General features: G+C 63.4%; 14 protein-coding genes and 1 pseudogene. 7 read left to right on the top strand and 8 right to left on the bottom strand.

The features are described 5' to 3' along the window. Positions 1 to 82: 82 nt before the first annotated feature. Both DOD19_RS03585 and DOD19_RS03590 read right to left on the bottom strand, forming a co-directional pair. Positions 83 to 826, bottom strand: a complete 744-nt coding sequence (locus DOD19_RS03585) for an SDR family oxidoreductase (protein ID WP_112184327.1) — start codon at positions 824 to 826, stop codon at positions 83 to 85. A 182-nt stretch (positions 827 to 1,008) separates the two neighbouring features. Then, a complete protein-coding gene (locus DOD19_RS03590; protein WP_112184025.1) occupies positions 1,009 to 1,908 on the bottom strand; it encodes a LysR family transcriptional regulator in 900 nt (299 codons plus the stop codon). A 184-nt stretch (positions 1,909 to 2,092) separates the two neighbouring features. On the opposite strand from DOD19_RS03590, the gene DOD19_RS03595 reads away from it, so the two are divergent. From DOD19_RS03595 to DOD19_RS03615, 4 genes and pseudogenes are all read left to right on the top strand, one after another. Beyond that, positions 2,093 to 2,554 carry a cupin domain-containing protein gene (locus DOD19_RS03595; RefSeq protein ID WP_112184027.1) on the top strand — a complete coding sequence of 154 codons (462 nt, stop codon included), beginning with the start codon at positions 2,093 to 2,095 and terminating at the stop codon, positions 2,552 to 2,554. Between the two features lie 37 nt (positions 2,555 to 2,591). Next, positions 2,592 to 2,945: a cyclophilin-like fold protein gene (locus DOD19_RS03600; RefSeq protein WP_112184329.1), complete on the top strand. Its 354-nt coding sequence runs from the start codon at positions 2,592 to 2,594 to the stop codon at positions 2,943 to 2,945. Positions 2,946 to 3,570: 625 nt separating this feature from the next. Next, positions 3,571 to 4,839, top strand: coding sequence for a D-amino acid dehydrogenase (locus DOD19_RS03610; protein WP_112184029.1), 1,269 nt, complete (start codon positions 3,571 to 3,573; stop codon positions 4,837 to 4,839). Positions 4,840 to 4,951: 112 nt separating this feature from the next. After that, positions 4,952 to 5,874 (top strand): annotated as a pseudogene (locus tag DOD19_RS03615) (glutamate/aspartate ABC transporter substrate-binding protein). Positions 5,875 to 5,945: 71 nt separating this feature from the next. On the opposite strand, the gene DOD19_RS03620 reads toward DOD19_RS03615, so the two are convergent. From DOD19_RS03620 to DOD19_RS03645, 6 genes are all read right to left on the bottom strand, one after another. After that, a complete protein-coding gene (locus tag DOD19_RS03620) occupies positions 5,946 to 6,695 on the bottom strand; it encodes an amino acid ABC transporter ATP-binding protein (RefSeq protein WP_024975122.1) in 750 nt (249 codons plus the stop codon). Positions 6,696 to 6,716: 21 nt separating this feature from the next. After that, positions 6,717 to 7,400: an amino acid ABC transporter permease gene (locus DOD19_RS03625; RefSeq protein WP_037031491.1), complete on the bottom strand. Its 684-nt coding sequence runs from the start codon at positions 7,398 to 7,400 to the stop codon at positions 6,717 to 6,719. A 2-nt stretch (positions 7,401 to 7,402) separates the two neighbouring features. Then, positions 7,403 to 8,098: an amino acid ABC transporter permease gene (locus tag DOD19_RS03630; protein WP_024975123.1), complete on the bottom strand. Its 696-nt coding sequence runs from the start codon at positions 8,096 to 8,098 to the stop codon at positions 7,403 to 7,405. A gap of 48 nt (positions 8,099 to 8,146) precedes the next feature. Continuing rightward, on the bottom strand, positions 8,147 to 8,992 hold the full coding sequence (locus DOD19_RS03635) for an ABC transporter substrate-binding protein (RefSeq protein ID WP_024975124.1): 846 nt from the start codon (positions 8,990 to 8,992) through the stop codon (positions 8,147 to 8,149). A 386-nt stretch (positions 8,993 to 9,378) separates the two neighbouring features. Continuing rightward, positions 9,379 to 9,957, bottom strand: a complete 579-nt coding sequence (locus DOD19_RS03640) for a hypothetical protein (RefSeq protein ID WP_024975125.1) — start codon at positions 9,955 to 9,957, stop codon at positions 9,379 to 9,381. Between the two features lie 90 nt (positions 9,958 to 10,047). After that, the gene (locus tag DOD19_RS03645) at positions 10,048 to 10,839 is read right to left on the bottom strand and encodes an IclR family transcriptional regulator (RefSeq protein WP_024975126.1); all 792 of its coding nucleotides are present in this window, start codon (positions 10,837 to 10,839) and stop codon (positions 10,048 to 10,050) included. A gap of 325 nt (positions 10,840 to 11,164) precedes the next feature. Between DOD19_RS03645 and DOD19_RS03650 the strand changes: the two genes are divergently transcribed. Genes DOD19_RS03650 through pcaF form a run of 3 tightly spaced genes read left to right on the top strand, consistent with a single transcriptional unit; the run spans position 11,165 to position 13,738 of the window. Then, complete coding sequence (locus DOD19_RS03650) at positions 11,165 to 11,854, top strand: 3-oxoacid CoA-transferase subunit A (protein WP_024975127.1); 690 nt, start codon at positions 11,165 to 11,167, stop codon at positions 11,852 to 11,854. Continuing rightward, on the top strand, positions 11,851 to 12,513 hold the full coding sequence (locus DOD19_RS03655; RefSeq protein ID WP_024975128.1) for a CoA transferase subunit B: 663 nt from the start codon (positions 11,851 to 11,853) through the stop codon (positions 12,511 to 12,513). Before DOD19_RS03650 ends, DOD19_RS03655 begins: the two co-directional genes overlap by 4 nt. Before the next feature lie 22 nt (positions 12,514 to 12,535). After that, positions 12,536 to 13,738 carry a 3-oxoadipyl-CoA thiolase gene (pcaF, locus tag DOD19_RS03660; protein ID WP_112184031.1) on the top strand — a complete coding sequence of 401 codons (1,203 nt, stop codon included), beginning with the start codon at positions 12,536 to 12,538 and terminating at the stop codon, positions 13,736 to 13,738. The last annotated feature ends 3 nt before the right edge of the window (positions 13,739 to 13,741 follow it).

A 13,741-nucleotide genomic window follows, 5' to 3' on the forward strand; every position in this document is an offset into this window, starting at 1 on the left:
TCTTCGCTCCATGGTTGGGGCTTCGAACTCGGCAACCGGCGCTTTTTGGTCGAAAGTTTGGAGCTCAGAACGCTGTTTCGTCTTACCAGGGTTGCGTGGTGGGCCCCACAGTGAACTCGCTCACCGTCGTGTCCGCCGGCTGCTCGATCGCGAACGCCACCACGCTGGCGATACGATCTGGAGAAATGCCGTGAGTCTCGTACAGCGCGTGCATGCCGGTCGAAGTGGCCTTGTCGCTGATCGTATTCAGCAGTTCGGTGTGGATTGCGGCAGGGTAGATGGTGGCGGTACGGATGTGCGTGCCCTCCATGGCCGACTCGATGCGCAGCACCTCCATGAAGTCGCGCACGAACCACTTCGTGCCGCCGTACACAGCGCTGCCTGGGTAAGCCTTGAGCCCCGCGACCGACGACGTGGCGATCACTTGCCCCGCTTTCTGGGCGGTAAAGGTGGGCAGTACCGCCGCCACGCCATTGAGCACGCCCTTGATGTTGATATCGACCATCTCGTGCCAGTCGTCTGTTTTCAGCGCCGACAGGGGTGAACTCGGCATGATCCCCGCGTTCAGGAAGATCACGTCGACCTTTCCGAAGGTTTCCTTAGCCAGTTTGACGATGGCATCGTTGTCGGCCTGTTTCGTGACGTCGAGCACTTGGTAGGCGGCCTCGCCACCAGCGGCGCGGATTTCGTCGGCCAGCGCCTCGAGCTTGTCCTGCCGCCGTGCGCCCAGCACGACCTTCGCTCCCCTGGACGCCAGGAGCTTGGCGGTGGCCGCGCCGATGCCCGACGAGGCGCCCGTGATGATGATGACTTTGCCTTCCACGATTCCTTGCTCCTGATGTGAGACCTCGGGCTCCATCCCAAGGCTAACCAGCAGGTTACGGCCGCAGGGCACTCAGGACTAGACGCCGCAGATCGCATGGCCTTATCGAGGTGGCCCATGAATCATGCGCAATCATTGTTGCGCGACGATCAATGGCCGAACGCTGCGCGGCGCGTGGCGCCGAATCAGCCCGGCACCGCCGGACTGCGCAGGGCTTCGATTACCAGCTTGAGTGCGCGAGATGACTCGCGTCGGCTCGGGTAGTAGACATGCCAACCCGGCCAGGTCGGCCAGTGGTCCTCCATCACCCATGCCAAGCGCCCGGCGTCGACGTGGGGCTTGAGCACATCCTCGGGCACGAACACCAGGCCGCAGCCGTCGATGGCGGCCCGAATCATCTGGTAGGCCCCGCTGAAGGTGGCCTGTCCGTCCACCTTGACGGCCAAGTCCTTGCCGTCGTCTATCAACTCCCAGGCGTAGACGGCGCCGTTGCTCAGCCGCAGCGTGATGCACTGGTGTCGGGCCAGGTCGTCGATGGTTCGTGGCGTTCCATGCTTGGCCAGGTACGCCGGTGAAGCCGCGATCGCCGCGCGCATGTTCGGGCTGATGCGTACAGCGACCATGTCCTTTGCCACCTGGTCGCCCATGCGCACGCCGACGTCGAAGCGCTCAGTGACGACGTCCACCAATCGGTAGTCGGTAGCGATCTCGATTCTCAGGTCGGGATAGCTCTCGAGCAACGGCCGCAGCCGGGGCCACAGGTATAAGTCGGCCGCGATGTCGATCGCGGTGATGCGGATGGTGCCGGCAGGCTTGTCGCGGTATTCGCGCACGGCCGCGAGGTCGGCGGCGATCTCCTCGAGCTTGGGCCTCACGCTCTGCAGCAACTGTTCACCGGCTTCGGTCGGCGCCACGCTTCGCGTCGTGCGCGTCAGCAGCCGCACGCCCAGCCGTGTTTCCAGTCCTCTGACGGTATGGCTCAGGGTGGACTGCGACAGCCCAAGCTTGGCAGCGGCTTTGGTGAAGCTGCGCTCCTGCGCAACAGCGAGGAATGCGTACAGGTCGTTGAGGTTCTCGCTGTCCATTGATCGAAACGAGCCATAAGTCCATGCCGATTGTGCAGTCTAGTGCTGAATGGGCATGGCCGCTACAGTCGTTCCAAGGCCCGGAAGGGCGAAACAACGACCCGTAATCGCGGGCGGTATTGACGCGGGTGAACCGGCCGTGCGCCCCTGCCTTCGTCAGACCTCATGCCCGAGGAGTATCGATATGCACGACCCAATCACCACAAATGCTGGCTCGCCGGCCTCGGACGGGCAGACCCGTCAGCCAACCATTCAGGTCACCCCCGTCGGCGCGCGACCCTCGGCCCTCGGCGCGGCTGAACTCTTCACCGGCACCGTCGTGGTGGACGGGATGTTCGGGCCGAACTCACACTCACCGGGGTCTGGCGCTTTGGTCACCTTCACACCCGGCGCCCGCACAGCCTGGCATGCGCACCCCGTGGGTCAGATCCTGATCGTCACCGCCGGCCAGGGTTGGATCCAGGCTTGGGGCGAGGACCGGCGCGCCCTCCAACCTGGCGACGTTGCATGGGTTCCGCCGGGTGTGAAGCATTGGCATGGCGCCTCGGCCACTCATGCCATGGCGCACATCGCCATCCAAGAAGTGCGTGACGGATCGGCTGCCCAGTGGATGGAGCAGGTCGACGACCACCAGTACGCGGCGTGATATGGCCGGGCCTGCAATGCAGTCTGGAATGGCGCCCATGAAGATCCGCTTTCGGTTTTCTGCTGACGCGTTCACCGTCACCCTGATCGACCAGCCAGCGGCGTACGAGTTGGTATCCATGCTGCCGCTGCAACTGGAGGTGAGCGACTTCGGCTCGGCAGAAAAGATCGCCTACTTGCCCCACGAACTCACTGTGGATAGCGCGCCGGCGGGTACAGACGCCGATGCGGGCGACTTGGCTTACTACGCCCCGTGGGGCAACCTGGCCCTGTTCTACAAGACGGCGCCCTATGCGCGGGGACTGGTTCGCCTCGGGAGCATCGACAGCGCGATCGGCAAACTTGGCCAGCAGCGTGAAGGCGTCGTGACCATCGAGCTGATCGACGAGTGACCCATTCCGACGGGTGAATTTGGCCGCAGCGGCATGGTCCGGACCATGCGCGAGGCGCGCCATTGCTTGTATGCGTTTGCGACCGTCAGCTTTCGGTACGGCGATATCTGGACAGCGCGTGCCCCTTGAATGGCGGACGCGGCCTTTGGTGGAAAGGGTGCCTGCCTGCCGATATTGGTAGCCGCAACTGACATTGAGGGCGAAAGCCGCAACTCTTCCTTCGGCGTGCCGATCCGCTTCGCATCCCGCTTAAGCTGACTTGCGCACGGACCGCGGCCCACTGCCGGTTTGTCCGTTCCTGCCCTGGATGGCGCCTCTTGAATCTTTGTGTCAGCCGGCGGAAACAAGAAGGAGGCTGTCTGAGCGCAGCGAGTTTGTCTCCTTCCCCGCACGGTTACAGAAATTCAAGGGGAAGTCGCCATCTCGGGCGCGCTTTTCTTTGCTTACTTTCTTTGGCAAGACAAAGAAAGTGAGTCAGCCCCGGCAGGGGATGAAACAAGGGATGGACCACCAAGTCCAAAAAAAACCATAGCCCCACAACATCCCCCGCAACAACTCCGCATTTGCCCAACCACCGCTGGGCTCCTTAAGCTGCCCCTGACATTTCAAATCTCGCAGCTTCTTCATGCAAATAGCAGTAGTCGGCGCCGGCATCATCGGCATCAGCACGGCCTATGCGCTGGCTCAGGAAGGCCATCAGGTCACCCTGGTCGAGCGGCATTCGGGCCCGGGCGAGGGCACCAGTTATGCCAACGGTGGTCAGTTGAGCTACAGCTATGTGGCGCCGCTGGCGGGCCCCGGTGTGCTTTCCCATGTGCCAGGCTGGCTGCTGCGCCGCGATTCGCCGCTGCGGCTGAAACCGTCGCTGGACCCGGCATTGCTGCGCTGGGGGCTGCGCTTTATCGCGGCCTGCAATCGTGATCGTGCCGATCGCACCACGCGTGAGTTGCTCGCACTGTCGTTCTACAGCCGCGCCCGCATGGAAGCGCTGCGGGAGGCGCTGCCGGATCTGGCATTCAGCTTTGCCCGGCGCGGCAAGCTGGTGGTGCATCGCGATGCTGCGGCGTTTGAATCTGCCCGCGCGCAGGTCGGCTATCAGGCCACGCTTGGGTGTGAGCAGCATGCGTTGTCTGCCGATGAGGCGGTCGCCCACGAGCCCGCGCTTGCCGGCGTGCGCGACCAGATTGTCGGCGCCATCTACACGCCAGACGAAGACGTGGCCGATTGCCACCAACTCTGCGTCGGCTTGTTCAACCGGCTGCGCGCGATGCCGAACGTGACGCTGCGCTTCAATACCGGTGTGGAAGCGTTGTGGACCGAAGGGCGCCGTGTGCGCGGCCTCAAACTGGACGATGGCGAGCAAGTTGCCGCCGATGCGGTGGTGATGGCTGCGGGCGTGACCAGCGCCAGCCTGCTCAGCCCATTGCGCATCGACCCGGGCCTGTATCCGCTGAAGGGTTACAGCATCAGCCTGCCGCTGGGCGAGGGCGATGTTGCCCCGGTGATCAGCGTGACGGATGCCGCGCGCAAGATCGTCTATGCACGCATCGGGCAGACCCTGCGTGTGGCGGGCATGGCTGATCTGGTGGGTTGGTCAACGGCGCTGGACACGCGCCGCGCGCAGACGCTGTATGACGAAACGCGCGCGCTGTTTCCGGGCGCCATGCGGGCGAATGATGCGGGTGCCGATGCCGCACCCTGGGCTGGCATGCGCCCTGCGACGCCAACGGGCGTGCCCGTGGTGGGCGCATCGCCGGTGGAAGGGTTGTGGTTGAACGTGGGCCACGGCGCACTCGGCTTTACGCTGGCGCTGGGCAGCGCAGGCTTGCTGACCGATCTGATTGCCGGCCGCAAGCCCGCGATTTCCCCAGTGCCGTATGCGCTGGCCGCGTGACACGAGAACGAGATTCAAAAGACCGAGCGCGCAGGCCCGATGATGCGTATCTGGCCCGCGCCAATTGGTAACCCAAGTAGTCTGGAGCGAACACACCCATAGGAGGGGAAGCATGAAGACCTTGCATTCGACCAAACGTATTCTGTCCGGCCTGACGCTGGCTGCGGCCGGCGCGCTGGTAGTGCTGTCGACCGGCGCGCAGGCGCAGTCGAACGACACGCTGGCCAAGATCAAGCAAACGGGCGTGATCTCGGTGGGCTATCGTGAGTCGTCGATTCCGTTCTCGTATCAGGCTGACGCGAATACCATCACCGGCTATTCGCAAGAGATCTCCAACATGATCATCGCGGGTGTGGAAAAGACGGTGGGCAAGAAGCTGCAGGTGAAGCTCACGCCGATCACGTCGCAGAACCGCATTTCGCTGCTGCAGAACGGCACGATCGACTTCGAGTGCGGCTCGACCACCAACAACCTTGAGCGCCAGAAGCAGGTGGCGTTCTCGAACAACATCTTCATCTACGGCATGCTGATGCTGGTGAAGAAGGACTCGGGCATCAAGGACTTTCCCGACCTGAAGGGCAAGACCGTGGTGACCACCGCGGGCACGACCGAAGACCGCATCCTGCAGAAGATGAACGGTGAAGCCAAGGATGCCGACAAGATGAACCTGATCCTCGCGAAGGATCACGGCCAGGCGTTCCTGACGCTGGAATCGGCCGCGCTGTGGCCTTCGTGATGGATGAGCCGCTGCTGTATGGGGAGCGCACCAAGGCCAAGAACCAGGCTGACTGGGTTGTCACGGGCAAGCCGCTGCAGACCGAAACCTACGCTTGCATGATGCGCAAGGACGATCCGGCGTTCAAGAAAGTGGCCGACGACGTGATTGCCGACCTGATGAAGTCGGGCAAGGCGAACGATCTGTACAAGAAGTGGTTCCTGTCGCCGATTCCGCCGAAGGGCCTGAACCTGAACTACCCGATGACGGCCGGCATGAAGGAGCTGTACGCGCACCCGAACGACAAGGCTATTCAATAAGCCGCGTCGTCGCGCATGCAAAGCAAACGGGGGACTTGGGTCCCCCGTTTTCATTTGCCCGCTGCGTGGCTTCAGGCGGGTTCGCTCCAGGGCGAGCGGATGTCGGCCAGGAAGCGTTGCGCGCGCGGGTGTTGCGGGCGCTGGAAGAAGTCTTCCGGCGTGGCGCGCTCCAGCACCTGGCCTTGGTCCATGAACAGGACGCGGTCTGCCACCTCGCGTGCGAAACCCATCTCGTGCGTGACGCAGACCATGGTCATGCCATCGCGGGCGAGGTCCTTCATCACCAGCAGCACCTCGTTCACCATTTCCGGGTCCAGCGCGGAGGTCGGCTCGTCGAACAGCATGACGGGCGGCTTCATGGCCAGGGCACGCGCGATGGCCACGCGCTGCTGCTGGCCGCCCGACAGCTCGCCGGGGTAGGCGCCGGCCTTGTGCGGCAGCCCCACGCGTTCGAGCAGACGCATCGCAAAGTCCTTTGCTTCCTGCGGCGCCATGCGCTTGAGTTGCACAGGCGCCAGCGTGCAGTTCTGCATGACGGTCAAGTGCGGAAACAGGTTGAACTGCTGGAACACGAAGCCGATGCCGCTGCGCAGTACGTTGACGTCCACGCCTGGCGCATGGACTTCGTGCCCGTTCACGACGATCCGGCCTTTCTGAATGGCTTCGAGCCGGTTCAACGTTCGGATGAGCGTCGACTTGCCAGAGCCCGACGGCCCGCAAACCACCACCACCTCACCCTTGGCAACGGTTTCGTTGATGTCGACCAGCGCGTGGTAGTCGCCGTACCACTTGTCGACGTGTTCGATCGTGATCATGTTCATGGTTTTGTGTTCCATCAGACCCTAACGCGTGCGCGCAGCAAGGCGGCGCTCCAGATAGAACGCCACGCGTGTCAGGCTGAAGCACATGATGAAGTAGCTGATGCCGAGCAGGCCGTACACCTCGGCGGACTTGACCATCACGGCGGTGCTGATCTGCCCCGCCACGAACGACACCTCGGGCAGGCTGATGATGTAGCCGAGCGAGGTTTCCTTGATGGTCGAGACAAGCTGGTTGACGAGCGACGGCAGCATGTTGCGCAGCGCCTGCGGCAGGATCACCCGCCGCATTGCCTGCATGTACGACAGACCGAGCGATCGGGCACTCTCCATTTGCCCGCGCGGCAACGCCTGGATGCCCGCGCGCACGATCTCCGCCAGATACGCACCGTCGAAAATCACCAGCGCGGTCAGCATGGTGCTGAACTGATCCGTGCGCTGGCCGGTGACGGAGGGCAGCAGGAAATACGCCCAGAAGATCACCATCAGCAGCGGCGTACCGCGCACGATATAGACCAGTGCGGTGGCAGGCCAGCGCAGCGCGGCGATCGGGCTCACGCGGCACAGGCCCAGGATGATGCCCATCGGCAGTGCCAGCACGAGGCCGGCGGACGCCAGCAGGAACGTCAGCGCCAGCCCGCCCAGCGGCCCGTTCGGGTACTGGCCGATCAGGTAATAGATACCGTAGGTTTGAATGAGATCGAGCATGGCTACAGCGTCCGCACGGGGTAGCGATGCTGATACCAGGCAGAGAACACCGTGATCGCAATCGAGATGGTCAGATAGGCGGCGGTGGCAAACGCAAACGCTTCAAAGCCGCGGAAGGTCGCAGACTCCACCTGCTGTGCCTGGTACATCAGCTCGGCCACGCCGATGACCATGGCGATGCTCGAGTTCTTCCACAGGTTCAACGTTTGGCTGACCAGCGGTGGAACCGTCACACGCAGCGATTGCGGCAGCACCACCAGGCGCATGGCCTGCAGGAATGAGAGCCCGAGCGCGCGGCTGGCCTCAAGCTGTTCCTTCGGGATCGAGCGGATGCCGCTGCGGATGTCCTCCGCCATGTAAGCGGCTGTGTAGAGCACGAGCGCAATGACGGCGCTCGCGGCCTCGTAGTTCATGCTGTAGAGCCAGTCCCGGATGAACTCTGGCAGCATCTGCGGCGCGCCGAAATACCAGAACAGCATGTGGGCGAGCAGCGGCACGTTGCGGATGGCTTCGACGAAAGTCTGGCCGATGCCGCGTAGCGGTGCGGCGGGCGCCAGGCGTAGCAGCGCCACCACGATGGCAAGCGGCAGCGCCAGCACGAAGGCCAGTACAGAGAGCTTGATCGACAGGAAGAAACCGCTGACGAGCCATTGGTGATACTGCCCAGAGAGCAGCATCGACAAATCAAAATGGGGCATGGAGATTCACCGCCCAGAACGGCGTCTGGGCGGCCCGACCTTTAACGATTAATCGATCTTGTCGGTGGAAATCTTGAAGGTGCGCTGCGGGAAGGCCATCTTTGTGTTCGGGCCGAACCACTTGTCGAACAGCTTCTGCGCCTCGCCGCTCTTTTCCATGCCGAGCAGCACGTCGTCGACCTGCTTCTTGAAGGCGGGCTCGCCCTTGCGGATGCCCAGTGCGAGGTGTTCGGTCGACAGGTTTTGCGGCAGGAGCGCGTAGTCCTTCGCTGCCGGACCCATCTTGGCCATGTTGCCGATCAGCGTGGTTTCGTCGTTCACGTAGGCGACGCCCTTGCCTTGCTGCAGGGCCAGCAGCGCCTGCGGGCTGTTGTCGAACGAGACAACGTCGGCGTTCTTGATGGTCTTGGCAATGTTGGCTTCCATGGTCGAACCCTTGACTGTCAGGAGCTTCTTGCCATCAAGCTGGGCGAGCGACGTGATGCCGCTGCTCTTCTTCACCATCGCCTTCTGGCCGGTGATGAAGGTCGACACCGAGAAGTCGATCTGCGCTTCGCGTTCCTTGTTGTGCGTGAGCGAGGCGGCCAGCAGATCGACGCGGCCTTGCTGCAGTTCAGGCAGGCGCGCGGCCACAGCCAATTGCTTGAGCACGGGCTTAACGCCCAGGCTCTTGGCGATGGCGTCGCACATGTCGACGTCATAGCCGACGATCTCGCGGCTCATCGGGTCTTTCAGGAAGCTGAATGGCTCGTCGGTGCCGAGCACGCCGCAGACAAGCTCGCCTTTCTTCTTGATGTCGGAAATTTGATCAGCGTGCGCGGTGGTGGCGACCAGGGTTGCCGCGGCCAGGATGGCGGCACCCGCAAATTGCGTCAGATGTCGGTTTGTTTTCATCGGATTTCCTCCTTGACGACTTGGGTGGTGAACAGCGTGCGAATCGGAATCGGGATCGCCCGCGAGCATACCGGCGTATGCGCGGTTTGCATGCGCGGACTTCGGATAACCATATGACGGCGAGCGGAATGCCCGCCCCAGGCTTGCGTGGAACGCCCAACTATAGTCCTTGCCGAAGTGGCACAGACCAGTTGTGGCAAGCAGGGCGGGGGTGCAGTGCACAGGCGGGACGTTGGGGATGCCGGGTTGCGCGCGTGCAGCCCGGTAAGGCTGGCACAGCAAGGCAGGGGGCCGGCAGACGTTGGATCAAATGAGACTTTGTCTGCCATTAATGACATGGCAGCCGACTGCGCTCCATCAGGGGATTCCCGGGGCAGAGCGTGGGCTTAGAGCGTGCCGCAGATCGATTCGTTGATGGGCACGTCGCCCACGGTCTCGTGATCGTTGCCGCGATAGCGGTAGACCAGGCTCAGGCCGAGGCGCGTGAGGATGCGCACGTCGCCGTTGTTGCAGATGTTCTTCTGCAGGATCGGCACGAAATTCAGCCGAAAGCCCTGCGATGCGGCCGAGTGCGCTGCGTAGTTGGTCAGCGTGATGACGAAGACGAGGTTTTTCTTCTGCGCCAGCGAGCATTGCGCCAGCGAGGTCTCGCGGTCGAGCGGGACCGGGGTGAAGCGGTTGATTTCGGCGCAGGCCTGGGCAAGGGCACGGTCTGCATTGCGGGCGGGCCCAGTGAGGGCCGGCACGCCGGCGGCGGCCGTGCTGCGACCCGTGGCGGCGCCCACCAGCATGCGGGCCAGCGGCGTCAATTCCTGCATGGCCGTCGCCAGCGTGGTCGATTGGGCCCACACAGGGCTGGACAGCAACGGCAGGGCAAGCGCCAGGATGCACGAAGCACGCGCCCGGCGTTGGCGGCCTTTCACATCCAGACCGGTGTGAATGGCGGTGTGTTGAGTCACAGACATCCTCTTTGCCCACGGAGCCACAATTTTATTGAAAAAACTGTCGGGATGCGAGGCGCGCAGCGCACTGGGCGCTGCCGCTTTTAACTCAGGTCAGGTCCGTACCCGCACCATGGCAGAAATGCGCTCGGCCGCCTGCTGCAGCGGACCAAGAAACTGCTTCGTCATCTGTTTGCCGGAAGTCCGGTTGGCCTGTCCGCTGATATTCATCGCGGCGATGATATCGCCTGCCCGATTGCGGATCGGCGCCGACAGCGAAATCAGCCCTTCCTCAAGCTCCTGGTCGACCAGCGCCCAACCCTGTTGGCGCACGCCGGTAATGATCTCCTTCAGTGCATCGACGTCTGTAATGGTGCGCTGCGTGCGTGCCCGCCGGTCCGACTCGCGCAGTGCAATGTCGAGCTGATCCTCGGGCAGGCCCGACAGCAGCACGCGGCCCATCGACGTACAGAACGCCGGCAGGCGGCTACCGACCGACAGGTTCAGCGCGATGATCTTCTGCGTCGGCACGCGCAGCACGTAGACGATTTCCGTCCCATCCAATACCGAGGCAGAGCAACTTTCGTGCACTGTCTGCACGAGTTCCTCCATCACCGGCTCGGCCAGGTTCCAGAACGGCATCGAGGTGAGGTAGGCGAACCCGAGATCCAGGATCTTGGGCGTGAGGCGGAAGAGGCGGCCTTCAAAGCTGACATAACCCAGGCTGACCAGCGTGAGCAGGATGCGGCGGGCGCCCGCGCGGGTCAGGCCAGTGGCCTCGGCGACTTCGGAGAGCGTTTGCTCGGGGCGTTCGGCATTGAACGCGCGAATGACCGACAGCCCCCGTGCAAAGGACTGGACGTAGGAATCGCTGGGTTTTTCGGTGGGCAGTTCGGTAGCAGACATGCAAAGAAAGGCGAAAGCGGCGCAGTGGCCTCAAGACTACTGGCATTGCCCCGGTTTCGCTACTCGAACGGCTGATCGGTATGCGTACGCCTTGACACGCTCGGGAATGGAGGCGTAGATTAGTTCTTGGATCGAACGTGAGTTCGTATAGCGAACAAATGCGGGTAAGCCAACGTGGGCCGGACAGCAAAGGCCTGTGTCGATCCAATCGCCAAACAGGAGACTCGCAGGCCGCCCGGTTGCGGCTCGGCCATGTCCGGCCCCAGCGATGCTCCGAACCGCGCCAGCCATCGAGAATGTGCGGCGCCCTTGCCGGAGAATGCACGTGATCAACAAGCTTTGTCCGTCTGTGGAGGCCGCCCTGGCCGATATCCCGGACGGTGCCACCATCATGATTGGCGGGTTCGGTACCGCCGGCATGCCATCGGAACTCATCGACGGGCTCATCGCGCATGGCGCGCGTGAACTGACCATCATCAACAACAACGCCGGCAATGGCGAGACGGGCCTGGCGGCGCTGCTCAAGGCGCGCCGCGTGCGCAAGATCGTCTGCTCGTTCCCGCGCCAAGCCGATTCGTATGTGTTCGATGCGCTCTACCGCGCCGGCGAAATCGAACTGGAGCTCGTGCCGCAAGGCAACCTGGCCGAGCGCATCCGCGCCGCGGGCGCCGGCATCGGCGGTTTTTTCTGCCCGACCGCCTATGGCACGCAATTGGCCGAAGGCAAGGAAACGCGCATCATCGACGGCAAGCCGTACGTGTTCGAGCTGCCGCTGACCGCTGACTACGCCCTCATCAAGGCCCTGCGCGCAGACCGCTGGGGCAACCTCGTTTATCGTAAGACGGCACGCAACTTCGGGCCGGTGATGGCGATGGCGGCCAAGTGCACCATTGCGCAGGTCAGCGAGACGGTGGAGCTTGGCGAGCTGGACCCGGAGCACATCGTCACGCCGGGCATTTTTGTGAAGCGCGTCGTGCAACTCGGCAACGCTGCGCAAGCGAAGGAGGCCGCATGAGCGCCGAAACTACCGCCAAGGTTCAGCGCTGGACGCGCGACCAGATCGCTACACGTGTGGCGCGTGATATTCCCGATGGCTCGGTCGTCAACCTGGGCATCGGCTTGCCGACGCTGGTGGCCAATCAGTTGCCGGCCGACCGCGAAATCATCCTGCACACTGAAAACGGCCTGTTGGGCATGGGCCCCGCGCCCGCGCCCGGGCAAGAAGACGAAGACCTCATCAACGCCGGCAAGCAGCCGGTCACCATCAAGCCCGGTGCATCGTTCTTCCATCACGCCGATTCGTTTGCCATGATGCGGGGCGGCCATCTCGACTATTGCGTGCTCGGCGCCTTCCAGGTGTCAGCCACGGGCGACCTGGCCAATTGGCACACCGGCGCACCCGATGCAATTCCTGCCGTGGGCGGAGCGATGGATCTGGCCATTGGTGCCAAGCGCGTCTTCGTCATGATGGAGCACCAGACCAAGCAGGGCGAAAGCAAGATCGTTCCGTCGTGCACGTATCCGCTGACGGGCATCGGCTGTGTCGATACCATCTACACCGACCTCGCGGTGATCGACATCACGCCCGAGGGGCTGGTGGTGCGGGAGATGGCCGACGGCCTCGATTTCGATACGCTGCAGACGATGACGGCGGCGCCGTTGCGTCGTGCCTAGAACTATTGGAGACAGAACAATCATGACCGAAGCCTTTATCTGCGACGCCATCCGGACTCCCATCGGCCGCTACGGCGGCAGCCTGTCTGCCGTGCGTGCGGATGATCTTGGCGCGGTGCCGCTCAAGGCGCTGATGGCGCGCAACCCGCAGGTCGACTGGTCGGCCATCGACGATGTGATTTTCGGCTGCGCCAACCAGGCGGGCGAAGACAACCGCAACGTGGCGCGCATGTCTTCGTTGCTGGCCGGGTTGCCGGACAGCGTGCCGGGTTCGACCATCAACCGCCTGTGCGGCTCGGGCATGGACGCGACCGGCACCGCTGCGCGCGCCATCCGCTCGGGTGAGACCTCGCTGATGATCGCGGGCGGCGTGGAGAGCATGAGCCGCGCGCCGTTCGTGATGGGCAAGGCCGCGAGCGCCTTCTCGCGCGATGCCGCCATCTACGACACCACCATCGGCTGGCGTTTCGTCAACCCGTTGATGAAGGCGCAATATGGTGTCGACTCGATGCCCGAAACCGCCGAGAACGTCGCCACCGACTACAAGGTCAACCGCGAAGACCAAGACCGCTTCGCGCTGCGCAGCCAGGCCAGCGCCGCGCGTGCGCAGGAAGACGGCACGCTCGCGCAGGAAATTACGCCTGTGACGATCCCGCAGAAGAAGGGCGACGCCATCGTGGTGGACCGGGATGAGCATCCTCGCGCGACGAGCATGGAAGCGCTCGCCAAGCTCAAGGGTGTGGTGCGTCCGGACGGCACCGTGACCGCTGGCAACGCTTCGGGCGTCAACGATGGCGCCTGTGCGCTGCTCCTCGCCAATGAAGACGCCGCCAAGCGCTTTGGCCTGACCCCGCGTGCGCGCATCGTCGGCATGGCGACCGCTGGTGTGCCACCGCGCGTGATGGGCATTGGCCCGGCACCGGCGTCGCAGAAGCTGCTCAAGCAGTTGGGCCTGACGATTGATCAGATGGACGTGATCGAACTGAACGAAGCCTTTGCTGCGCAGGGTTTGGCAGTGACGCGTCAACTGGGTCTGCGTGATGACGACCCGCGCGTCAACCCGAATGGCGGCGCCATCGCATTGGGCCACCCGCTCGGCATGAGCGGCGCACGCCTGGTGACGACGGCGATGTATCAGCTGCAACGCACGGGCGGACGCTATGCGCTGTGCACGATGTGCATCGGCGTGGGCCAGGGCATTGCGCTGGTGATCGAACGCGTTTGATAC

It is taken from the genome of Ralstonia sp. GX3-BWBA (assembly GCF_003290055.1).
Lineage (GTDB): Bacteria > Pseudomonadota > Gammaproteobacteria > Burkholderiales > Burkholderiaceae > Ralstonia > Ralstonia holmesii.